This is a genomic window from Rhodococcus erythropolis R138 (assembly GCF_000696675.2).
GTDB classification, from domain to species: Bacteria; Actinomycetota; Actinomycetes; order Mycobacteriales; family Mycobacteriaceae; genus Rhodococcus_F; species Rhodococcus_F erythropolis.
The window spans coordinates 2,095,813-2,118,103 of record NZ_CP007255.1 but is presented as its reverse complement, the minus strand read 5'-3'; the positions used below and the strand labels follow the sequence as shown (position 1 = coordinate 2,118,103).

The window sequence follows — 22,291 nt, the reverse complement described above, 5'->3', positions numbered from 1 at the left end:
TCACATCCCTTGCGGCAGAGTCCACGTGCGCATCACGTGATGAACGCCGTCCGAGTCCACCCACCACGGCACGGTCACTGTCGCCTCCACCGCTCCTGTCAGTTCCACCGACAGTTCGTGATGGATCACTACCTCGCCGCCGGGAACCTCACGGCCGAGGGCTGCGAAGCCGAGAACTGCCTGTGGTTCGTTCGCCCACGTCGTCACAACGCCGGTGCTGCTCACTCGTCCGTGAACGGATGTGGACGCCGTAGCGACGTCGAGCAGATCTGCCAGTGCGTCAGCTGTCTCGAAACTGCCGAGCACCACTCGTTGTGCAGGCAGTGCCGCTCCCAGCCACGGTCGGTCGAGAACAAGGGCGTCGCCGGGATCGACCAGATCGCCGGAAAGGCCTCGCACGAACGGCGGCAGGTGCAGTTCCTCCAGGTCGAGAACCCGTCGCTGCGCTGCCTCACCCAGCAGTCGGTGCGTCCGCGCGACGACGGCGGAGGCCGGCATCCGTAGTGGGTCGGCAAGCCGATCGAGTAGCAGCTGAGCCAGTTCCGGATCGTCGACGGTATCCGATGCCAGTAATCCGGAGAAGAATCCGGCGTCGGGGTGTTCGGCAGCATCGAGCAATCCCTCGAAGGTGCGATCGCCCGGAGCGCGCAGCAAGCCAAGCACCTCACCGCCGAGTTCGGCATTCGAACGCAACCACCACGCCGTGTATCCACGACGGTCGGTGAGCAGCGCCCGCGTCGCCGGCGACTCGACCAGCAGCGACAGCGCCTGCGGCCAGCGGTCTTCGTCCACGAGATCGAGATCGCGCACGGCTTCGATGTATTCCGGGTCCTCGTCGAGGGTGTCCCACCATGCGTCTTCGGCGTCGAGATCGTGATCGGGGCCGGACGGCAATTCCTCACGGACCACCGTGAAACCCCACCCGACACCGACTACCCGTAGCGCCTGCTCCCCCACCCGCTGAACAAAATCAGCGTCGACGATGCCGAAGGGAGAATCCTCGACCAGGACGCTTGCAAGGGGAGCGCCCGGAAGCAGAAGTTGGTCGGCGGAACGCAATTCGCCCTCCGAATCAGGAAGCAGCACTTCACCGATCCACGACGGCAGCGCCCCTGGCGCCACGTGGGCCGCCAATCCGAGCACCACTTGCGCCAACTCCGTCGCTACCGAATCATCCTGATCCGCAGCATCTTCGATCAAGGCTCGCAGTGCCGGATCGGACAGCAGGTCGGTGGCACTCGCGGTCTGTGCTCCCAATCGAGACAGCAACGGGTGCGCCGCGACAGGATGAACCAACCTCGTCCACTGCACAGACGGTGCGTCTTCGCCCAGTTCGACGCCGACGACGACGGTCCGCGGTCCGGTCACCGTTCGTCCATCGGAGAGCGGAACCGGCAGTGTTCCAAGCTCTTCCACCGCAAGAGTGTCGATCACCAAGGGCTCGAGAGCCGAATAGAGTCGATTCCACCACTTCGGTTCACGTTCCAAGCCGCTGAGCAGTTCCGCGATGCGCGCGAGCCCGATGCGGTGCGTCGACACCGCCGCGAGTGCTCGCTCGTGCTTGGGGCCGGAGAGCTCGGGGACAACCAGGCCGCCGACGATGTCGGTGAGCAACTCGGCAAGGTCATCACTGAGCCCGGGCACCACGGATGCTCGCTGCGGCGCGCGGTCGGGTTCACCGACCACCGGAAGCCACTCGTTTTCCTGCAGCTCCTTCAGAAGCGCTTCGCGCAGAAGCGAATCGGTTTCGCTGCGGGCAAAGGCAGGGATCGGGACGAGTGCCGTTCGCTGCCGAGGAGGTAGTGCAGCAAGGAACTTCGCGTACCCCTCGCCAAGCGGAGCGATCGGTGCAGCGGGCATGAGGCGTCGCCGATCGGGTTGCATTGCAATGTCGGCAATGATGATCGCGGGGATCGACAGTTCCTCGTCGGATCGGGTCGGCGCCCGCAGCACGTCGTCTGCGACCGGCTCGACGACCCCGTCGCGGACCGGCACCAACCACCGTGCGTTCGGCGCCGAGTACTGCCACCACGTGCGATCTCCGATAGCTATCTCGACGAGACCGGATTCCAACACTCGTTCCGATCGCCGAAAAGTCTTCTCACCCAGACGAATTGATCCGAGAGCCGGGAGTTCGAGAAGCAGGTCGACTGCCTCACGTGTCATCTGCGAAAGCAGCGCCGCGGCATCGACGTCCGGCCGAAGCGTCAGCACCACTTCCGAATCAGCACCGTCGCTCGGCAATTCGCCAGACGGCCACACCAAACGAAGTACGGGGACACCGGTTTCCGGCACGGGGAGTTCGCGAGAGTCGATCTCGCGCAGAGTTTGCGAGGCAGAGAATCGAATCGATCCCGCCGACGAGCGCAGTTCAACCTCGTCACTGACCGAGAGAACTGCCGAGAATCCGACTCCGAACCGCCCCGTCACGCCTTCGTCGGCGTCGACCTTGTTCGACGCACGAAGCGCCGTGAGTGCGTGAACACCGGATTCGTCCAGCGGACGGCCGCTGTTCGCGACGGTCAGCGTCCGACCGTCCACGTCCACCCACAAAGAGCCCTCGAGGCCCCCGCGTGCAGCCGCATCGGCAGCGTTCTGCGCCAGTTCGGTGAGCAGACGGTCGCGGTACCCGGCCTTCGCGAGGTCGGATTCCGCAGCCGCGTCTTCACGCAATCGCGTCGGAGATTCCGACCACGCGCGCAGCGTCGCCTCGCGGAGTGCGTCCGTGCCGAACGGATCTTCTACTCGGTGGATACCGAATCCTCAACTGCAACAACGCTCGACGGGCGAGCGGGCACCGCAATCAGCTCGACTGCTCCGTCGTCGAATGCGTCGAACTGCGGCGAGCCCGCACCGAGCGGCAAGCTGGTGTCCGAATGCGCGCCACAGCCGTAGGACACGCTGACCACCCGGCCGTCTGCGGAGAGTTCGTTGCCGCACACGCCGAACGCTGCGTGCAGCGAACCTGCCAGTGGAAGGAAGAATCCACACAGCCCACACGTCGACGGGGCAGCCTTGGCCATCTCCGACTCCGGGCCGAAGTCACCGTCGAACCAACGCTGCGCGGCATCGAGTCGGCCCTCGAGGCTCATGACCTGTTTGCGGCCTAGCCCGATTTCGAGAGCTACCTCGTCGACTTCCGGGTCACCGGTGGCGACGTAGCCGGGAACGAGCCGAGGATCCTCGGCCGGCGGGGCGAGTAGGTCACCGACGGAGAGATCGCCGGGACGAATCCGCTGATCCCATGGCAGCCATTCCGGCGCAACCAACGCGTCGGGACCCGGCAGCAGCGCCAACTCACTGACAGTTGCGCGGGTGTCCTCCGGTCCGGCAGCGACGACAACCGCCCACTGCCAACCGCGGTATCCGGGAATGTCTGCTGCAAATCGATGGGTGGCGGCAAATTCGTCCTCCGACGTCACGCCGAGGTATGCCCCCACACCGCCTTCATGCAGGTCGACGACTGCCGTTCGGGCAAGCTCGACCGCATCGGCCAGTACTGGGCGCGGCACTGCACGCTCTGGAGAAGTAGCAACACTCACTCCTCCAGTTTGCCGCACCACCGCAAGTCCGCAACGCACTGGGCTGCCATGCTGGGCAGATGAGTAGGTCACACGCCAATTCCGTGCGCACTTTTGCAGTGGTCGCCGTGATCGCGTCAGCCCTGGCGGGGTGCTCCGATTCCCCCGGTGCTCCCGACAGCCTCACGTCCGAAACCGGCTCCGTCGAGATCGTTCGAGTGTCCGCGCACGATCCCGACGCGTTCACGCAGGGCCTCGAGATCGACGGAAACCGGTTGTACGAAAGCACCGGACGCGTCGGGCAGTCCTGGGTGCGCTCGAGCGAGATCTCCGACGAGCAGTCCCCCGCTTCGGGACCGGAAGTTGCGCGTGCCGATCTCGACCCGCCATTGTTCGGTGAGGGCATCACTGTCGCCGGAGACACACTGTGGCAACTCACCTGGAAAGACGGCGTCGCCATCGCCCGTGACAAGGACACCTTGACCGAACGTGGGCGGTTCCCACTCGACACCGAGGGATGGGGAATCTGTTCGCTCGGGGATCGGCTGGTCTCCAGCGACGGTTCGGCCACGTTGACCTTTCGCGATCCCGAAACCTTTGCGCCGATCTCGACAGTCGACGTCACCAGATCTTCGGAGTCCGTCGGCAAGCTGAACGAATTGGAATGCGCCGAAGACGGCTCCGTCTACGCCAATGTCTGGACCACCGACACCGTCGTCCGAATCGACCCGTCGGACGGCACCGTCACGAACGTGTACGACGCATCGGCGCTACGCGAAGAACTCGTCACGGATGGATCGACCAGCACCGTCGACGTTCTCAACGGCATCGCGCAGATTCCCGGTACCGATCGATTCCTGCTCACCGGCAAGTATTGGCCGCAGATGTTCGAAGTCCGTTTTGTTAACTGAGTCCGACATGACACAGGACTCGCAGGGGTGTGCGTGGTAGCCGCGCCGACACTAGGACAGAATTGAGTGGTGACCGGACCGCGCGAACCCTACGACCCCGAAACTCGGCGAATCCACGACGAGCCGGAGGGGCAACAGGTGCACCCCGGTTACGACAATTACCCACCCGCGGCCCGCCCGGACAACTACCCGCCTTCGGCTCGCCCCGCTGCGCGTCGCACGCCGTTGCCGCCGCTGCACCCGATCCCCGAATCACGGGGAGACTCGGATTCCGCGTCCGGTTCGAAGGCACCGGGTGCGGACGCCCCCAAGGCTCCCCCGATGCCTCGCAAGCTCACCGTCACCCGCGTCGCAGCGATGCGCAGCCGCGAACTGACGAACAAGGGCATCGCGACCTTCCAGCGCGCAGCGAAGGCCGACGGCGCGGACAAGTCCGGTCTGACCGCTCTCACCTACGCGGTGATGACGAACAACGCCACCGACGCCGCGATCTCCGTCGCTCTGGCCAACACGCTGTTCTTCTCGGCGGCGACGGGTGAGGACAAGACCAAGGTCGCGCTCTATCTCCTGATCACGATCGCACCGTTCGCGGTCATCGCACCGCTCATCGGTCCGATGCTCGACCGGTTGCAGCGCGGCCGCCGCATCGCACTCGCGTCGTCGTTCGGAATCCGGACGCTCCTCGCAGTGATCCTGGTCTTCAACTTCGACAGTTGGATCCTCTATCCGGCCGCGCTCGGCATGATGGTGCTCAGTAAATCGTTCTCGGTACTCAAGAGTGCGGTGACACCACGCGTCCTACCACCGGAAATAGACCTGGTGCGCGTCAATTCGCGTCTGACGGTCTTCGGGTTGATCGGCGGAACGATCGGCGCCGGCGCCGTCGCGGGTGCGCTCGCGCTCGCTTTCGGTTCCACCGGAGCCTTGTGGTTCGCCGTCGCCGTCACCGTCTTCGGCGCATATCTGAGCATGCGAATCCCGTCGTGGGTCGAAGTCACCGAGGGTGAGGTTCCCGCGACCATCACCTACCACCCGGACGAGGCGCACCACGCCGGCAGCGCCCCACCACAGCCGAACGCGAAACCGGCCAAGGTCCGACAGCCTCTCGGACGCGCCGTGATCATCGGACTCTGGGGCAACGGCACCATTCGCGTGCTCACCGGCTTCCTGACGCTCTACATCGCGTTCGTCGCCAAATCACGCACCGATCACGAGCCGCTCCAGCAAGCCATGATGCTCGGCCTGGTCGGCGCAGCGGCCGGTCTGGGAAACTTCGCCGGAAATGCCACGGGTGCGCGCCTCAAGCTCGGCCGGCCCGCACTGATCGTGCTCCGGTGCACTGCGTCGGTCTGGATCATCGCGGTGATCGCAGCGCTGACGGACAACCTGATGACCGCTGCGCTGGCCACACTCGTAGCCTCCGCAGCCAGCGCACTCGCCAAGGTCTCACTCGACGCGTCACTCCAGCACGACCTGCCCGAGGAATCGATCGCATCCGGATTCGGCAGATCCGAGACGGTTCTGCAGTTGAGCTGGGTACTCGGCGGCGCATTGGGGGTTCTGCTTCCGACCGAATACTGGATCGGGTTCACTGTTGTATCGGTGTTCCTGACGATCGGGCTTCTGCAGACCTTCCTGAGCTACCGAGGAAGCAGCCTCCTGCCCGGCCTCGGCGGGAAGCGACCCGATCTGGCCGAACAAGAAGTGACCGAAGTGATTTACACCGGTAAATCCAACCGAGGACAAGGAAGTACTCCGCAGTGATGATGCGCTCGAGAACAAAGAAGATCGTGGCAGCGATCAGTGTCCTGATGGTGGTGGCACTAGTTGCTTACGTCTCCGTTCTTTTCGTGATCATCAAGAACATCAACGACGACCCCGAAAAGCTGCCGGTCATCACTGCATACGCACACGGCAAGACGATCGAGACGAACCCTGCCGGGTTCTGCACCATCGATCTGTCCCAGTGCGCCCAGGTGGGCGACATCTACGCACTCGACGTTCCCGCGGGCTACCCGCTGCAGCTGTCGTTGTCGACGGACGTCTCCGATGCGCAGTGGGCCCTGCTGGCGGTCTACGAGGATGCCGACGGCAACCAGACCGGCGAACCCCGAGTCTTCGAGCCCGGCGAGGCCCTGGCCGTGACGGTCGAATCTTCGAGCGATCCCGTCAAGCAACTCGTCGGCGTCGAAATCCACCTCGCCGTCGGTGAGGGAAGCGAACAGGGACTACTGATCTGGTCGATCAAGACCGCCTGATCCCCGGAAGAACGAAAATGCCCTGCACACCGATTGGTGTGCAGGGCATTTTGTTTCGAAGCCGTGTACGGCAGCTCGAATCGAGCGATCAGGTATCGAGCTCGCGAGCGACGGCTCGGACGACCTCGGAGATCCGCTGAGCGGTCTTGCGGTCCGGGTACTTGCCGTTGCGCAGATCCGGCTGGACCTTCGCCTCGAGCAACGTGATCATGTCCTCGACCATGCCGTGCAGCTGGTCAGGGGTGTGCTTACGCTCGACGGGCTCACGACGCGTCGCCGTAGCGCCCCGCAACGACGGCGCCGGCTCCAGCACCTTCAGGCTCAGCGCCTGCGGACCGCGGCGGCCCGCAGCCATGCCGAACTCGACGCGCTGGCCGGCCTTCAAGCCTTCGACGCCCTCGGGGAGAGCGGAAGCACGGACGTAGACGTCCTCGCCCTCTTCCTGCGACAGAAAGCCGAAACCCTTTTCGACGTCGTACCACTTCACCTTGCCGGTCGGCACCGCGTTCACCTGCTCATCACTCGACTGGGGCATCTGCCCCAATGTGCTCGGGAGGCTCTCGGAAGAGCCTCATGGCCTTGCTCGCATCGCTTCCGGTGGAAGAATGCAAAAGAACGCGCCCCACACTTGCTTCAGCGGGGCGCGCAGTCTGTTAACAGTCTACCTGTGACGAACCCGGGTCGGCACCCAGGTTTACAGGCACTATCCTCGTAGGTGTGGACCCTCAACCGAACCCGCGCACTTCCGGCACCGGAAACGGTCTGTTCCGTACAGCGATGGCACTGTTCATCGTCGGATTCCTGGCGATCGTGGCCATCTTCGCAGTCCACATCTTCAGCGACACCCCGCCCGGCCTGGCGTTGTACCTGGTGGCACTCGCGTGCCCGATCGGCTTCCTTCTGGCCATCGTCTACACGCTCAGATCCGGTCGACGCGTGCGCTGATCACCCCCGCCTCCAACCGAAAGGTCACTGACCATGAGAATCCTCCTGAACGTGATCTGGCTGGTGTTCGGTGGCTTCTGGCTGGCGTTGGGCTACTTCGCCGCAGGCATCATCTGCTGCATCCTCATCATCACGATTCCCTTCGGAATCGCGGCATTCCGCATCGGCATCTACGCACTGTGGCCGTTCGGTAAGACCGTCGTCGACAAGCCGACCGCTGGCGTCGGTTCGATGATCGGCAATGTCATCTGGGTGATCATCGCCGGTATCTGGTTGGCGATCGGACACATCGTCACCGCCGTCGCGATGGCGATCACGATCATCGGAATTCCGCTCGCGGTCGCGAACCTGAAGATGATTCCGATCTCGCTGATGCCGCTCGGCAAGGAGATCGTCGACGTGGACCGCGTCAATTACGCATAGCCGTGGACCGCGTCAATTACGCGTAAGCGGGCCCGGAGACAGAAGAACCCGACCACAGCAGGTGCTGTGGTCGGGTTCTCTCGTATCAGGCGGATCAGCGGCCGAGGCTACCGAGTCCGGGGAGGTTACCGAGCGAACCGGTACCCGTTCCCGGGTTGCCCGGATCAACGGGGCCGACCGGACCCTCGGAGACCACGATGGTCACACTCGAAGCGCGCGAAAGCACGCTCTTCGCAGTGATCTCGACGGTGACGCTGCCGACGGCCGTGGGGGTTCCCGAGATGGTGCCGTCCTGTGCGAGGGACAGTCCGCCGGGCAGAGTGCCGTTGGTGAGCGCAAAGGCTGCCCGGGTATCAGCGGCAGTGAGCTTGTGCGAATACGCCTTACCGACCTGAGCGGCAGGCAGTTCGACGGTCGCGGGTAGCGGGTACGCGGCAACGACGGTCACCTTGCCCCCGTTGGTCGTCGACGCGATGGCGCCGGTCGAGGTGTCGAGCGCGAGGTTTTTGACCTTCTCCAGTGCCGGAATCTTGGTATCGGTCAGAGCGGTGGTGGCGCGGGTCGTCAGATCGACCGACCACAGGTGTCCGTTCATGACGTCCGCGACATATGCAATGCCTGCAGCAGCGTCGACGACCACGCCGTTGGGAATCGCGGTCGGAGACAGCGTGGTCTTCGACAGAACCGCGCCGGCCGGGGTGATCGCCCACAGGTTGGTTGCCCGGGTGTCGGTCATGTAGATGTTGCCGGTGTTCGTGTCGACATCGACGTCGACCGGGTAGAGGTTGTCGGCACGCACGATCGACTTGAGTGCTCCGCCCTTGCGTACGTCCGCCTGCCACAGCGTGCGGCCGTAATTCTCGTCGAAGAAGTTGGTGTCCGCGATGTAGAGGAAGCCGCGGACACTGTCGAAGGCGAGCTTGGTCGGCGTTGCGGACTTGTCGACCAGAATGCTCGACACGGCGTCGGCGGCGTTGGGGTCGACGACTCGGATGTTGCCGGACTTGTAGTCCGAGAAGTACGCGCGGTGTGTTGTGGGGTCGACGACGACATCGTTGATCTGCGGCCGCGACCCGTCGGGGTTCTTCTCGCTCAGCGTGACCGTCTTTTCGACCTTGCCGGTCTTCGTGTCGACAATCGAGATCGCGCCGCCGTAGGAGGAGGACACGTATGCGCGTCCGAGGTCCGAGTCCACGGCAAGTGCCGACGGGTAACCGACGACACCGTCGATGGTGCCGACGGACTTGCCGGTGTTCGTGTCGACGACGGACAACGAGCTGGTCGGTCCGCCGTACTGCGTGATGTATCCGCGGTGGGTTGCCGAGTCGACGACGATGTCGCCGGGCTGGGTTGCGGAATAGCTTCCGACAACACCGTGTGTCGGATCCTCGGGTGAGGCGTGTGCAGCGGGAGCAGTGACGGCCAGGCCGACAGCAGCAGCGGCGACGGCGAGTGACGCGGTGACCGCACGCCGACGGTATTGCAGTTTCATGAGGGGTGCCCTACTTCTTTGGAAGACTCTGCGAACCCTGCCCATTCGGGGCAAGTCAGGCAAACCTAACCTAAGTTTCAATCTCGATGTTGAGACACAGGACACATCTTCGGCCTGGATCGGCGCACCTCTCACTCGGCCGGAATTCCATTTCCGTATAACGTGTGACCTTGCTCACATTACGGATGGATAACGGAACGGACACAACCGGACATTCACTCAGGCACCCCCACCTACCTGGGAAGAGTCTCCTGCGCTTTGTGTGACGCGTTGTACGTCCTTCGCCACGCCGCGTTATCAAATGGTGACACGAGAGACTCGAGCCGTTACCGTCGTTTTCGGCCGGGAAACTCGGCCACCTCCGGCCCGCCGCGCCAAGCCTTGTCCCGCGGGTACCGGACTTCCGACAGAGCATTCCAGGGACGAGGACGGGGGACCCAAAGTCCTCTGTGAGAACAGAAAAGTTCTCCAGTGGACACCGGTTCGATCGCAAGACCGAATCTTGGGGTGAAGCCAGACCCTTTCCAGCCAGGAAAGGCGAGGCCGGGCGACCTCTCAGCCCGAACCCGACAGCTGACCTCGCAGGCGCGTGTGGAGAGGATTTCGACCATCATGAGCGGACGCCATCGCAAGCCCACCACCACCGGTCGCACTGTCGCCAAGGTCGCCGTCACCGGCGCCATCATGGGCGTAGCAGGAATTGCAGCCACCGGAACCGCAAGCGCTGCCCCCGACTCCGACTGGGATCGTCTCGCCCAGTGTGAGGCCGGCGGAAACTGGGCCATCAACACCGGCAACGGTTACCAGGGCGGACTGCAGTTCTCCCCCAGCACGTGGAACGCACACGGCGGCGGACAGTACGCAGCCACCGCAAACCAGGCCACTCGCGAGCAGCAGATCGTTGTTGCCGAGCGTGTTCTCGCAAACCAGGGTTGGGGCGCATGGCCGTCCTGCTCCTCCAGCCTCGGACTGAGCAGCGGCGCCACCGAGCGTTCCGCTCCGGCCACCACGGCTCCTCAGGCAGCTCCGGCTCCGGCACAGCAGGTCGCTCAGACCGTTGCACACCCGGTCGCTGACGCCATCGATCAGGCAATCGCGTTCGCCAAGGCCAACGGCATCCCGGTCGACCCGCAGATCCTCGCAGTCGCCGACACCGCGAAGACGTTCCTCAAGTAACACCGGTAAGACTGTCCGCTCGGACGCTCGAACATCAAGAAGGCCCGCACCGAATCGGTGCGGGCCTTCTTCGTGTCGAGTTGTTATCGGTTGATGACGGTGTGCGGGTGTACGTAAGGAAGTGACTCCACCGGAACTGGAAAGGTGGTGTCCTCGCCGAAGGGTGAAAGTCCACCTGCGCGGGTCGATGACAATTCGGTCACTGCGTGATCTCCGTCTGCAGTTTCCGGCCATCCTGGATCTACATAGTGTTGCTTCGAATTGTTGGCCACGAAGTCATTTTGACAGGACGCCGTTACGCCGTACAGACCAGGTCTCTAATCTGATACCTGATGACCGAAACACGTGGCACCCCGGCGGGCAGTTCCGCAGCCGAAAGTCTGACCGATTGGCTCTCGGCGCGCAGTGACGCCGAGTTGACGGAGTTGCTGCGTCTGCGCCCCGATCTGGCCGTACCGCCGCCGAGCACGATGGTGGTTCTCAGTGGTCGGGCGCAGCAACGCGCGTCGGTCAGCCGAGCGGCGGACGAACTCGACACCCTCGATTTCGGTCTTCTCGAATTGTTGGCACTGGCCGGCGCCGAGGAAACTCCGATGACGCGGGCGGAGCTCAACAGTGCAATCGCCGAACGCGCCCTGACCGGCAAGGGCAAGGTCACCAAGAAGGCCGTCGACAAGTCACTGTCGAAGATGCGTGAGTCCGCCCTCGTCTGGGGTGTCGATCCCATCAGCGTCGTCCCGGCAGTCATCGGGATGATTCCGTGGCGTGTGGGGCGAGCCCTCGAACCTGCCGAGGCGATGACCGAGACCGAGATCTCGGCAGCCCTCGACGCTCTGGACACCCGCGAGCGGGATCTCCTCGAGACTCTCGCCAACTCCAGCCCGATCGGTCGCACCCGCGACGCCGCCCCCGGAACGCCGCCTGAGCGCCCGGTTCAGCGACTGCTGGCGGCCGGCCTGCTTCGGTGGCTCGACGAGCAGACCGTCGAGCTTCCGGCGACGGTTCGTCAGGTCATCCGCGGCGAGCCGGTTTTCGATCCGACGACGCTGACCGCACCCGTCATCGGGGGCGACAAACTCAAACCCGCGGACGTGAACGCCGCAGCGGCCGGCGAGGCACTCGAGTTGGTACGCCAATGCGAGAGCGTGATCGCTGTTCTGGGCGCAGCACCGGCCCCAGCACTGCGAGCCGGTGGACTCGGTGTTCGAGAACTACGACGCGTGGCCAAGACGGCCGATCTCGACGAAGCGCGAGTGAGCCTGCTCGTCGAATTGCTTTCGGCAGCCGGGCTCATCGCCAGTGGAACGCCCGACCCGGCGCCGGTCTCGGACAACGCGGACGAATACTGGACGCCCACACTCGCCGTCGACGGCTGGCTCAACGCGTCCACAGCGCGTCGGTGGGAGGTGCTGGCGTCCGCCTGGGTCGACGTACCGCGAGTTCCGTGGATGATCGGGCTGAGGGATTCCACCGACAAGCCCATCGCGGCACTGTCCGAGGAAGGCCGGGCCCCGGCGGCTCCGCGCGATCGCCAGGCCATTTTGGGGCTGCTCTCCGAACTCGACAGTGGCCAGACTGCATCGGCCGTCGAGGTAAGTCGACTACTGGCGTGGCGACGCCCGCGATGGAGCGGGCGCCTACGGACGTTCGCAATCGAGCGGACTCTGGACGAGGCCGCCGCCCTCGGGCTGGTGGCCCGCGGCGCGTTGTCGTCACCTGGACGAGCTTTGCTGCACGGCGGGGACGCCGAAGCCGAAATGCAGTCCGCGCTACCCGAGCCCATCGACTACATCCTGGTCCAGGCAGATCTGACTCTGGTTGCGCCCGGCCCGCTCGTACCGGACCTGCTCGAGCAGGTGAGCCTGGTCGCGGACATCGAGTCGGCAGGATCGGCGTCCATGTACCGCATCAGCGAGGAGAGCGTGCGTCGTGCGCTCGACGCCGGTCTGACGGCCACCGAACTGCATGCGATGTTCGCCTCGAAATCGAAGACGCCTGTTCCCCAATCACTTTCGTATCTGATCGACGATGTCGCCCGTCGACACGGGCGACTGCGTGCCGGAGTGGCGGCGTCGTTCATTCGATGTGAGGACGCGTCACTGCTGGCGGAGGTCCTCGCTTCGGGGGTGGCGGAGCCCCTGGCATTGCGCGCCTTGGCTCCCACAGTCGCGATTTCGCAGGCCCCACTGCGCGAGGTCCTGGCCGAGCTGCGCGCAGCCGGATTCGCGCCGGCAGGTGAGGACTCCTCGGGCACGTTGGTCGATCTCCGCCCACGCGGGGCGCGTGTACCGAACCGTCGCAGCCGACCGGCGTCGCGAATACCCGCGAGCCCGTCGGCGGATCAATTGGCGTCGTTGGTACGGACGATGCGAGCAGGTGACCGCGCTTCCGCCCCGGGCCGTGGTGGTGTCCGGACGGACGGTTCGAGGGAGAACAATGCCGCCACCATCGCGTTACTGGCCACAGCGGCCCGGGAGAATTCGAGCGTCAACATCGGCTATGTCGACGCTCAGGGGGTAGCGACTCATCGCATCGTCGACCCCGTCAGCGTGGGTGGCGGACAGCTGGACGCCTTCGACCCGGCAAGTGGTGCCGTACGCCGTTTCACGTTGCACCGCATTACTTCCGTCAGCCCCGTCGACTCCGGAAAAAAGTAGCAGAAAAGAAGCAACTGGCTTTTTTCTGTAAATGAAGTATGGTCGAGGTCAGTTTGTGATTGCCACTTCGAAAAATGAGGAGCGACAATGGCTGACAAGGCGCCGGGAAAGAACATGAAGAAACCCGCTCAGTCGATCAAGGAACGCCGCGCGGAAAAGCGGGCGAAAACTACGGAGTCTTCCGAGTTCATTCGTAAGCGGAAGCGGAGCTGACAGCACAGTCCAGAGGAAGACGAGCTGACTGCGAAGCTGACCAATGCCTGCCTCCACCGACACCCTCGTGCACCTGCACGAAACATTCAACCTGTTCAAGTCACGTAGTCGAGGAACTGATGCACGCTCGCGCGGCTACGCAGCGGGCATGACCCTGGCATCACTGTGTGTCCTCGACGAACACGCTCGGCAATCCGGAATACTTCTTTCGGATTTACCGCAGAAAGAGAATCAACCATCGTGAAAAGAACAATCCACACCCTGGACCGTATTCAAACGAGACTCGAATCGGAGCTTGATTCCACTCCGGGTGATTCCGAAAAGAATATCGGTTATAGATCCGGAATTTCCGAAGCTATTACTCATGTAATGGAAATGCGGAAGTCAGTGGTCGCACAGAAATAGGAGGCGCATCAATTAGGCGCTCATCCCAATAACTGTCGCACTCCACCCACCAGAAAGACGACCTGGTCCTCGTAGAAGTCGGCAAGTCGCTCCGGCGCGAGCGGCTTGCTGCTTCCGCTCCAATCGTCCGCCCGGCTGAACGCCTGGAGGAAGCCCATCAAGGCAACCGCCCAGCGAGTCTCGAGCCTTTCGGGATCGGTAGCAGGAAAGGTACGACGGACCTGGTCGAGAAGATGATCACGAAGGTGCAGCTCGGTCGCCTCGAGGGCTGGATGGCCCGGTCGTGACATCTGCGGCTGCGAAATCTGCGTGACAATTCTGATCCATCGCATTCCCCGCGTGCGATGGCGAAGAAGCAGTGTCTTGTATGGCGCCGTGACGGCCCGCACCAACGCTTCGACCGTCGGCGGCTCCTTGTCCGCGGCTAGGGCGTCCACGTTCGCGCTGATCTGATCTCGCACCGACGTTCCCATGTCCAACAGCACCGCGGCGACCAGATCCTCCTTGGTGCCGAAATGGTAGTGGACGGACGACGGTCCGAGACCGGCCGCCGCGTTGACCGCGCGCAGCGAAACTGCATCCAATCCCTCTGTCGCGAAAAGCCGTTCAGCAGTTTTGAGCAAACGCAGACGTGTCACGTCGCCTTGACGGTTCTGCCGGGAGTCGGTCATACGAACGAGCTTCGCACGGGCTCGCCGAACTTCTCCGAAGCGCTGACCGCGGAGTCAGAGTGATTCACGGTGTGCTCGCACCCTGTTGTCGCGATCGACCCAGCCGTGGGCGCGCGCGTAGTCCACCATCGCGGAGAACTTCTGCTTCCACTGCGCGTTTCCGACCTGGGCCGCGACGGCTTGTTCCAGGTGAGCAATGTCGAGCCAGACATGATCGTCCTCGAGTTCCCCCCACGGTTCCAATGCCCGACTCAGAGTCTCGGATTGATCGTCGCCGCCTACGACGACCGAGAGACTGGTGAAGTCGTCGACCCCGTTCAGTTCGACGGTCGAGGAGGTGGGGGTGATTGTGACGTCCAGTTGCATGACCTCTTTCAACGCTCCTTCTCAAAATGCCTGGTTCAGTTGATCGACTTGGAACAACCTTAGACGACATGATTACGCCAGATAGCGTTGAGCTACAAGTGATTACCAACCTCCCACTGTGCGGGAGATTCAACTTATTGGATCAGTTGATCCATGTTAGACATCTCCATCAGAGCGAGTGATCCAAATCACTCCCCTGTCGACAGGAGATGTCATCGTGTGGTCCGCATCGTCCATCCGCTTCGGAGCCTTCCTCGCCCCGTACCATCCGCTCGACGCCGATCCCGCCCTGCAACTCAGACGCGACATCGACCTCATGACACACCTCGACCACCTCGGATTCGAAGAAGCGTGGATGGGTGAGCATCATTCGACCGGCGCCGAGATCGTGCCTGCACCGGACATGTTCATCGCGGCCGCCGCAGAGCGAACCGAGCGCATCCAGTTCGGCACAGGCGTGACGTCCCTCCCCTATCACCACCCGCTGATCACGGCCGACCGCATCACTCAGCTCGATCTGCAGACGCGCGGACGGCTCATCTTCGGCACCGGCCCCGGCAAGATTCCCCTCGATGCACACATGATGGGCATCAACCCGTCGGACCAGCGTCGCCGCCAGGGCGAAGCGCTCGAGGCCATTCTCGCGTTGCTCCGCGGCGAGGTCGTCAACATGGAAACCGACTGGTTCACGTTGCGTGACGCACGCGCACAGCTGCCCACATACCGTGCGGACGGCATCGAGACCGTGACAGCGTCGACGATTTCCCCCAACGGTTCGGTGCTCGCCGGCAAGAACGGGCTCTCCCTGCTCTCACTCGCGGCGAGTTCACCCAGCGGATTCGACGCACTGGATCGCAACTGGGATGTGTACGAGAAGGTCTCGGCCGAGCACGGCCACCACGCCGACCGGGCGACGTGGCGTGTGGTCAATCCGATGTTCATCGCCGAGACCCGAGCCGAGGCCGAGCGCGCCGTGAGCCGGCGGATCGGATCGATGGCCTCCTACGTGAATCGACAGACCGGCCAGAACCCGGCCTGGGCAGATACACCTGCCGGAATCATCGACCAGTGGCGCAACGACACGCTCGGCGAGTTCGGTCAGGCGATCATCGGTACGCCCGAAGATGCGATTGCTCAGATCGAGCGTCTGATCGAGAAGACAGGAGGGTTCGGCACGTTCCTGATCCTTCACGTGGACATGGCGAGCTGGGAGGACACCAAACGCAGCTACGAATTGTTCGCCTCCGAGGTGGTCCCGCACTTCCGGAAGCGGAATGTCGGACGTCAGGCGAGCATGCAGTTCGCCGAGGACAACCGCGAATACCTGATCGGCGGGCTGGTCGGAGCGATCACCAAAGCCCATACCGACTACTACGGCCAACCGGCCGAGACGGGAGCCTTGCGCGCATGAGGGCTGTCCGATTCCAACAGGGAGAATTCGCCGTCGCCGAGATGGCCGACGCGCCGCCGTTGGCACCCCATCAGATCCGCATCGACGTCGTCGCCTGCGGAATCTGCGGCAGCGACCTGAGCATGTCGAAGGACCCGTGCCGATTCGTCGAGGTCGCACACAACGGTGGCTACCCGCTCGCCACCTTCGATCCAGACGCACCCGTGGTGCTGGGCCACGAGTACGCGGGTATCGTCTCCGAGACCGGTTCTGCAGTAGACGATTTCATGATCGGCGATCGGGTGTCCGGCATCGGCTTGGCCACCGACACAGCTACCGGGATCCCGACGATCATCGGTTACTCGAACGAATACCACGGTGCGTTCGGCGATCACATCGTTGTCGACGCATTCTGGGTCCGCAAGGTTCCCGACCATCTGTCACTCGAGCACGCCACACTGGCCGAACCTCTACACGTCGGCGAGATGCATCTCCAGCAGTCCGGCCTCACCTCGGCCGATTCAGCGCTCGTCGTCGGTTGCGGGACGATCGGACTGGGTGCCATCGTCGCTGCGAAAGCGAGAGGGGCACAGATCGTCATCGCGTCCGAACCCTCCCCCAAACGCCGCGAGCTCGCCAAGAAGATGGGCGCGGACATCGTCGTCGACCCCTTCACACAGGATCCGATCGAACTGTGGAATCAGATGGTCGCCGAAGGCAACCCGCTCGTGGGCCAGGCCGCGAACGGCATCCTGATCGCCTACGAATGCAGCGGCCGGGCGGGGGTCATCGGCGAACTGATGCGCACCCTGCCGTTCAACTCGCGGATTCAGGTCCTGGCTGCGCCGTTCGGCGACGAGACCATCGTTCCCGTCATCGGGCAGTTCCGAAGGATCTCGATCAACTTCGGTCATGGCCCCTACGAGAACGCGTACGACATCACCCTTGCTCGGTTGGCCGCCGGCGAGATCGACGCCGAAGCGATCATTACCGGCCGTGTCGGGCTCGACGGAGTTTCGGACGCTTTTGCGGCTCTTCGCGCACCCGACGAGCACGTGAAGATCCTCGTCCTGCCCGCTGCAGGTCGTCCGGAATAGCGGTTGGTCCTGCTCTGTTGACGTAGGGGTGCCCGAACTCGGGCACCTCTACTCCTGGCTGTGCGAGCGTCGTCTGTTGGCGTATGCGCGCCGATACCAGGACAATGGCAGGGTTGGCGTCAGCCGACAACGCGGTGCAACGCTCTGTGGCTGCCGCGTTTGTTTCACTAGGAGGCTTCCGTGACCGACGGACCGTTGATCGTCCAATCCGACAAGACGCTGCTGTTGGAGGTCGACCACGAGCGCGCCGGCGATGCCAGGCAGGCAATCGCCCCCTTCGCCGAACTCGAACGCGCCCCCGAGCACGTCCACACGTATCGCATCACTCCCCTGGCCTTGTGGAATGCCCGCGCCGCCGGACACGACGCCGAGCAGGTTGTCGACGCTCTGGTTTCGTTCTCACGATTCGCAGTTCCGCAACCGCTGCTGGTCGACATCGTCGACACGATGGCCAGGTACGGACGCTTGCAGCTGGTCAAGAGCCCGGTGCACGGCCTCATCCTGGTCAGCCTCGACCGGGCAGTCCTCACCGAGGTGATGCGACACAAGAAGATCTCACCGATGCTCGGTGAGAAGGTCGACGACGACACCGTGATCGTCCACCCGAGCGAACGCGGCCGCCTCAAGCAGATGCTGCTCAAGGTGGGCTGGCCGGCCGAGGACCTCGCCGGCTATGTGGACGGCGAAGCGCACCCGATCGATCTCGCTTTCGAAGAAGGCCACTGGGAACTGCGCGACTACCAGCAGATGGCAGCGGATTCGTTCTGGGCCGGCGGCTCGGGCGTCGTCGTGCTGCCGTGTGGCGCCGGCAAGACGATGGTGGGCGCAGCAGCCATGGCAAAGGCCAAAGCCACCACACTCATCCTCGTCACCAATACCGTCGCCGGTCGTCAGTGGAAGCGTGAGCTCATCGCCCGCACGTCGTTGACCGAGGAAGAAATCGGCGAGTACTCCGGCGAGCGCAAGGAGATTCGGCCGGTCACGATCGCCACTTACCAGGTGATCACGCGTCGTACGAAGGGCGAGTACAAGCACCTCGAACTTTTCGACTCCCGCGACTGGGGACTGGTGATCTACGACGAGGTCCACTTGCTGCCCGCACCCGTCTTCCGGATGACGGCAGACCTGCAATCGCGCCGCCGTCTCGGCCTGACCGCAACGCTGGTTCGTGAGGACGGCCGCGAAGGCGACGTCTTCTCGCTCATCGGCCCCAAGCGCTACGACGCTCCGTGGAAGGACATCGAAGCGCAGGGCTGGATCGCGCCGGCAGACTGCGTCGAGGTGCGAGTGACGATGACGGACGCCGAGCGCATGTCCTATGCCGTCGCCGAACCGGAGGAGCGCTACAAACTGTGCTCGACGGCGCACACCAAAATTGCTGTCGTGAAGTCGATTCTGGCGAAGCACCCGGATTCACCGACCTTGGTGATCGGTGCGTATCTCGATCAGCTCGACGAACTCGGCGAAGCCCTGAACGCCCCGGTGATCAAGGGATCCACCAAGAACAAGGAACGTGAGATCCTGTTCGATCAGTTCCGCAACGGTGAGATCCAGACGCTGGTGGTGAGTAAGGTCGCGAACTTCTCGATCGACCTTCCGGAGGCGTCTGTCGCCGTGCAGGTTTCGGGAACCTTCGGATCGAGGCAGGAAGAAGCTCAGCGACTCGGGCGACTGTTGCGCCCCAAGCACGACGGCGGTCAGGCCCACTTCTATTCGGTGGTTTCCCGCGACACTCTCGATGCGGAATATGCGGCACATCGTCAGCGATTCCTCGCCGAACAGGGCTACGCCTACCGGATCACCGACGCCGATGACCTGCTCGGACCTGCAATCGGCTGAGCATTTCTGCAACACGTTGCAGAATCAAATGGACATACGTCCAGTTATCTGTAGAGTGTCCCCTGTCACAGTCGTGTCCATCGGCCGGGGGTCACCAGCACCATGCGCTCAGTTCCACGTCTACGGGGTCGGCTCGCCGGAACCATCTCGCTGCTGACTGCCGCCGTCGTCGTCGCCACGACAGGCGTCAGCGCCGCGGCACCGAGTCCTGCTCCTACCGCGCAGAACTCGGTGTACGCACTTGCGAACGGTTGCTTCGCGCTGCGCACCGAGTCTGGTGATTTCGTCCGTCGTGACGGGTCGGCGTACCTCACCGACGTAACGAAAGCCGCAGACGCCGAACCGTTCCGGCTACATGCGGCCCAGCTGGGTCGTTTCATGCTGTACGGCCCGGACGGGTCGATGCTCTCGCACGACGGCGCGGACTCGGTACTCGCCACTTCCGAAGCAACTCCCTCCACCGACTGGACCGTGATGTCCACCGGTGAATCGTTCGTTCTGACCGCGACCTCGAACGGCCGTCAACTGATCTCGCGAGATTTGATGCTCACGATGTCCGATCCCGGTGACGTTCCCGAATCTGCGTTCACGCTGATCCCGCGCGACGGCTGCGCCGACTTCCCCGAAGCGGAGGTGGGCGCAAACGGCGTTCCAGCAGAAATCGGACCGAACGGTGAAGTCACCGGATTCATCGACACACACGTGCACATGAACGCTTCCGAGTTCATGGGCGGAAACCTGCACTGCGGCCGACCTTTCGACCCTCAGGGCGTCACCGCAGCGCTCGTCGACTGCCCGGACCATCAACCCGACGGGATACCGGCGCTCCTCGAAAACGTTCTGTCGTACGGCAATCCCTTCGAAACTCACGACACCACCGGCTGGCCGAGTTTCGCCGACTGGCCGGCGCACGATTCACTGACACACGAGCAGACGTACTACAAGTGGGTCGAGCGTGCCTGGCGTGGTGGTCTGCGAATCTTCACCAATCTCTTTGTCGCCAACCGTGTGCTGTGCGAGCTGTATCCGAGTAAGCGAAATCCCTGTGACGAGATGGAGACCGTCCGGATCCAGGCGCAGCAGACACGCGAACTCCAGGACTACATCGACGCCCAGTACGGCGGTCCCGGCCGGGGTTGGTTCCGCATCGTGAGCTCCCCTGAACAGGCCAGGCAGGTGGCCGCCGACGGAAAGCTGGCCGTCACCCTCGGGGTGGAGGTGTCCGAACCCTTCGGTTGCTCTGTGCGCAACGGTATTCCGCAGTGCACCGAGGACGACATCGACCGCGGCCTGGACGAGTTGTACGACCTCGGTGTTCGGCAGATGATCGTCACGCACAAGTTCGACAACGCCCTCGGCGGTGCCCGTTTCGACGGCGGCGTCACCGGAGTGGCCGTCAATATCGGCAACTACCTGGGCACCGGGGAGTTCTGGCAGTCGGAACCATGCACCGGCGTTGCCGAGGACAATGTGCTGCCCACCAAGGTCGACGGCGCACAGAATCTTCTCGCGGTACTCCCACCCGGAGTGACGCTTCCGGTGTACCCCTCTGGTCCGCAATGCAATTCGCGCGGCCTGACCGACCTCGGCGCATACACGATCCGAGGTTTGATGGACCGAGGGATGATCGTGGACATCGATCACATGAGCGTCAAGACCGCCGAAGCAGCCCTCGACATTCTCGAAGCAGCGAACTATTCCGGTGTTGTTTCCAGTCACAGCTGGAGCGACCCGAGTCTCTACAAGCGGATCTACGCGCTCGGCGGATTTGTCGCCCTGTACGCCGGGCAACTGGACGCATCGGACGACAAGCCCGAGGAGCGTGGGTTCATCGACCAGTGGCGCGACGCACGGACAATGCGAAGCGAGAACTACTACTTCGGTTTCGGCTACGGCGCAGACACCAACGGCTTCGGGCCGCAGGCCGCACCGCGCGGTGACGCCGCCGAAAATCCGCTCCAATATCCGTACACCGCCTTCGACGGCACCGTAATGGACCAGCAGCGCGCCGGCACCAGGGTTTTCGACGTGAACACCGACGGCGTTGCCCAGTACGGGATGATTCCCGACTGGATCGCGGACATGCGTATTGCTGCGGGCGCCGACGGCGACACGATCATCGAGGACATGAGCCGTGGCGCCGAGGCTTACCTGCAGATGTGGGAGCGCGCGCGAAACTAGCTACGCTGGTGGACGGCTCCCGGGAGATCGGGGGCCGGTCCTAGATCGTCCGGCACCACCCGAAGGATTTTTTCGTGGCTGACTTCCAGTTCACCGTCGACAAGGCCCACGCCAAGTCGGTCAACGACACACTGGCCGACGTACGCCGCCTGCAGATTTCTGCGGTGATCTTCGCGATCGTCCTCGCCGCGGTCGGAGCCTGGCTGATCAGCATGGGTGAGGTGTGGTCCATCATCATCGGCGCGGTCCTCGCCATCGGTGCGGCCAGTTCACTGTGGGTCGCCTTGTGGGCACCTCGCAAGGTGGGAAGCGTCGAATCTCTGTATGCGGACAACCCACTGGTTCCCGCGATCGTCACCGAGGTTCACCCTCGAGCGGCGACCCTGACGGCACTGATCGACATCGCGAAGCCGGCGGCCGGAGCACCGAAGTACGCGCTCGTCAGCCGCAATGTTCGACTCAATCCGAAGTGGCGAGTCGGCGACCGCATTCCGTCGGTGGCACTGCGTTCGGATCGTTCCACCCGCAGCAAGGCTGACACGTGGCAGATGGTCAGCCCCATGCCGATCGAGTGGGGAACCAAGGACTCGGCAGTGCTGGCACGCGCGATCGCAGCTGTCAGTGCGAGCGAGTGGAACTTCCTGCAGAGCCGGATCCCCGAGTCCGAAGAAGTTCGCACCCACCCCGATCGCCGGGTTCTGATCAACCCGGCCGATCTTCCTGACTCCCTGCGCTAGCCCTAACGG

General features: G+C 63.5%; 20 protein-coding genes and 1 riboswitch. Of the genes, 13 read left to right on the top strand and 7 right to left on the bottom strand.

Going from position 1 to position 22,291, the window contains the following annotated elements; genetic code table 11:
- Positions 1-2,673 (bottom strand): sacsin N-terminal ATP-binding-like domain-containing protein, encoded by a 2,673-nt coding sequence (locus H351_RS09945; RefSeq protein WP_029256022.1) that lies wholly within the window; start codon positions 2,671-2,673, stop codon positions 1-3.
- Between the two features lie 68 nt (positions 2,674-2,741).
- Positions 2,742-3,563 (bottom strand): DUF3027 domain-containing protein, encoded by an 822-nt coding sequence (locus H351_RS09940; protein ID WP_019744932.1) that lies wholly within the window; start codon positions 3,561-3,563, stop codon positions 2,742-2,744.
- Positions 3,564-3,601: 38 nt separating this feature from the next.
- Here H351_RS09940 and H351_RS09935 point away from each other — a divergent pair, with 38 nt between their 5' ends.
- The 3 genes from H351_RS09935 to H351_RS09925 all read left to right on the top strand — a co-directional run bounded on the left by H351_RS09935 (position 3,602) and on the right by H351_RS09925 (position 6,690).
- Positions 3,602-4,432 carry a glutaminyl-peptide cyclotransferase gene (locus tag H351_RS09935; protein ID WP_051636494.1) on the top strand — a complete coding sequence of 277 codons (831 nt, stop codon included), beginning with the start codon at positions 3,602-3,604 and terminating at the stop codon, positions 4,430-4,432.
- A gap of 69 nt (positions 4,433-4,501) precedes the next feature.
- Positions 4,502-6,196 carry an MFS transporter gene (locus H351_RS09930; protein ID WP_030244200.1) on the top strand — a complete coding sequence of 565 codons (1,695 nt, stop codon included), beginning with the start codon at positions 4,502-4,504 and terminating at the stop codon, positions 6,194-6,196.
- Positions 6,197-6,222: 26 nt separating this feature from the next.
- Positions 6,223-6,690 carry a DUF2771 domain-containing protein gene (locus tag H351_RS09925; protein WP_225989529.1) on the top strand — a complete coding sequence of 156 codons (468 nt, stop codon included), beginning with the start codon at positions 6,223-6,225 and terminating at the stop codon, positions 6,688-6,690.
- Positions 6,691-6,778: 88 nt separating this feature from the next.
- Here H351_RS09925 and H351_RS09920 read toward each other — a convergent pair whose 3' ends face one another.
- The gene (locus tag H351_RS09920; protein ID WP_007733502.1) at positions 6,779-7,192 is read right to left on the bottom strand and encodes a cold-shock protein; all 414 of its coding nucleotides are present in this window, start codon (positions 7,190-7,192) and stop codon (positions 6,779-6,781) included.
- Positions 7,193-7,407: 215 nt separating this feature from the next.
- Here H351_RS09920 and H351_RS09915 point away from each other — a divergent pair, with 215 nt between their 5' ends.
- A complete protein-coding gene (locus H351_RS09915) occupies positions 7,408-7,635 on the top strand; it encodes a hypothetical protein (RefSeq protein WP_003940194.1) in 228 nt (75 codons plus the stop codon).
- A 33-nt stretch (positions 7,636-7,668) separates the two neighbouring features.
- Positions 7,669-8,058 carry a YccF domain-containing protein gene (locus H351_RS09910; RefSeq protein WP_003939919.1) on the top strand — a complete coding sequence of 130 codons (390 nt, stop codon included), beginning with the start codon at positions 7,669-7,671 and terminating at the stop codon, positions 8,056-8,058.
- A gap of 94 nt (positions 8,059-8,152) precedes the next feature.
- Here H351_RS09910 and H351_RS09905 read toward each other — a convergent pair whose 3' ends face one another.
- Positions 8,153-9,550, bottom strand: coding sequence for a YncE family protein (locus H351_RS09905; protein ID WP_029256025.1), 1,398 nt, complete (start codon positions 9,548-9,550; stop codon positions 8,153-8,155).
- A 394-nt stretch (positions 9,551-9,944) separates the two neighbouring features.
- A riboswitch (cyclic di-AMP (ydaO/yuaA leader) is annotated at positions 9,945-10,154 on the top strand.
- A gap of 8 nt (positions 10,155-10,162) precedes the next feature.
- Between H351_RS09905 and H351_RS09900 the strand changes: the two genes are divergently transcribed.
- Positions 10,163-10,726: a transglycosylase family protein gene (locus H351_RS09900; RefSeq protein ID WP_019744938.1), complete on the top strand. Its 564-nt coding sequence runs from the start codon at positions 10,163-10,165 to the stop codon at positions 10,724-10,726.
- Positions 10,727-10,809: 83 nt separating this feature from the next.
- Here the strand turns inward: H351_RS09900 and H351_RS32505 are convergent, their stop codons facing one another.
- On the bottom strand, positions 10,810-10,998 hold the full coding sequence (locus H351_RS32505; RefSeq protein WP_019744939.1) for a hypothetical protein: 189 nt from the start codon (positions 10,996-10,998) through the stop codon (positions 10,810-10,812).
- A 60-nt stretch (positions 10,999-11,058) separates the two neighbouring features.
- On the opposite strand from H351_RS32505, the gene H351_RS09895 reads away from it, so the two are divergent.
- Both H351_RS09895 and H351_RS32765 read left to right on the top strand, forming a co-directional pair.
- The gene (locus tag H351_RS09895; RefSeq protein ID WP_029256026.1) at positions 11,059-13,383 is read left to right on the top strand and encodes a helicase-associated domain-containing protein; all 2,325 of its coding nucleotides are present in this window, start codon (positions 11,059-11,061) and stop codon (positions 13,381-13,383) included.
- 87 nt (positions 13,384-13,470) lie between these two features.
- Positions 13,471-13,596, top strand: coding sequence for a hypothetical protein (locus tag H351_RS32765; RefSeq protein ID WP_019744941.1), 126 nt, complete (start codon positions 13,471-13,473; stop codon positions 13,594-13,596).
- 425 nt (positions 13,597-14,021) lie between these two features.
- Here the strand turns inward: H351_RS32765 and H351_RS09890 are convergent, their stop codons facing one another.
- Positions 14,022-14,672 carry a TetR/AcrR family transcriptional regulator gene (locus H351_RS09890; protein ID WP_029256027.1) on the bottom strand — a complete coding sequence of 217 codons (651 nt, stop codon included), beginning with the start codon at positions 14,670-14,672 and terminating at the stop codon, positions 14,022-14,024.
- Positions 14,673-14,726: 54 nt separating this feature from the next.
- Positions 14,727-15,038 carry a hypothetical protein gene (locus H351_RS09885; protein WP_029256028.1) on the bottom strand — a complete coding sequence of 104 codons (312 nt, stop codon included), beginning with the start codon at positions 15,036-15,038 and terminating at the stop codon, positions 14,727-14,729.
- A 217-nt stretch (positions 15,039-15,255) separates the two neighbouring features.
- Between H351_RS09885 and H351_RS09880 the strand changes: the two genes are divergently transcribed.
- The 5 genes from H351_RS09880 to H351_RS09860 all read left to right on the top strand — a co-directional run bounded on the left by H351_RS09880 (position 15,256) and on the right by H351_RS09860 (position 22,282).
- Positions 15,256-16,449: an LLM class flavin-dependent oxidoreductase gene (locus H351_RS09880; RefSeq protein ID WP_037120507.1), complete on the top strand. Its 1,194-nt coding sequence runs from the start codon at positions 15,256-15,258 to the stop codon at positions 16,447-16,449.
- Positions 16,446-17,525 carry an alcohol dehydrogenase catalytic domain-containing protein gene (locus tag H351_RS09875; protein ID WP_029256030.1) on the top strand — a complete coding sequence of 360 codons (1,080 nt, stop codon included), beginning with the start codon at positions 16,446-16,448 and terminating at the stop codon, positions 17,523-17,525. The genes H351_RS09880 and H351_RS09875 overlap by 4 nt, the downstream gene beginning before the upstream one ends.
- Before the next feature lie 180 nt (positions 17,526-17,705).
- On the top strand, positions 17,706-19,364 hold the full coding sequence (locus tag H351_RS09870) for a DNA repair helicase XPB (RefSeq protein ID WP_019744947.1): 1,659 nt from the start codon (positions 17,706-17,708) through the stop codon (positions 19,362-19,364).
- Between the two features lie 102 nt (positions 19,365-19,466).
- Positions 19,467-21,545, top strand: a complete 2,079-nt coding sequence (locus H351_RS09865; RefSeq protein WP_029256031.1) for an amidohydrolase family protein — start codon at positions 19,467-19,469, stop codon at positions 21,543-21,545.
- Positions 21,546-21,619: 74 nt separating this feature from the next.
- Positions 21,620-22,282: a DUF3239 domain-containing protein gene (locus H351_RS09860; RefSeq protein ID WP_029256032.1), complete on the top strand. Its 663-nt coding sequence runs from the start codon at positions 21,620-21,622 to the stop codon at positions 22,280-22,282.
- The last annotated feature ends 9 nt before the right edge of the window (positions 22,283-22,291 follow it).

What these genes read in the sequence shown, in the direction of transcription:
- H351_RS09890 (WP_029256027.1), bottom strand. Translation starts at nt 14,672, where the DNA reads ATGACCGACTCCCGGCAGAACCGTCAAGGCGACGTGACACGTCTGCGT.
- H351_RS32765 (WP_019744941.1), top strand. Translation starts at nt 13,471, where the DNA reads ATGGCTGACAAGGCGCCGGGAAAGAACATGAAGAAACCCGCTCAGTCG.
- H351_RS09905 (WP_029256025.1), bottom strand. Translation starts at nt 9,550, where the DNA reads ATGAAACTGCAATACCGTCGGCGTGCGGTCACCGCGTCACTCGCCGTC.
- H351_RS09865 (WP_029256031.1), top strand. Translation starts at nt 19,467, where the DNA reads ATGCGCTCAGTTCCACGTCTACGGGGTCGGCTCGCCGGAACCATCTCG.
- H351_RS09885 (WP_029256028.1), bottom strand. Translation starts at nt 15,038, where the DNA reads ATGCAACTGGACGTCACAATCACCCCCACCTCCTCGACCGTCGAACTG.
- H351_RS09895 (WP_029256026.1), top strand. Translation starts at nt 11,059, where the DNA reads ATGACCGAAACACGTGGCACCCCGGCGGGCAGTTCCGCAGCCGAAAGT.
- H351_RS09875 (WP_029256030.1), top strand. Translation starts at nt 16,446, where the DNA reads ATGAGGGCTGTCCGATTCCAACAGGGAGAATTCGCCGTCGCCGAGATG.
- H351_RS09900 (WP_019744938.1), top strand. Translation starts at nt 10,163, where the DNA reads ATGAGCGGACGCCATCGCAAGCCCACCACCACCGGTCGCACTGTCGCC.
- H351_RS09935 (WP_051636494.1), top strand. Translation starts at nt 3,602, where the DNA reads ATGAGTAGGTCACACGCCAATTCCGTGCGCACTTTTGCAGTGGTCGCC.
- H351_RS09910 (WP_003939919.1), top strand. Translation starts at nt 7,669, where the DNA reads ATGAGAATCCTCCTGAACGTGATCTGGCTGGTGTTCGGTGGCTTCTGG.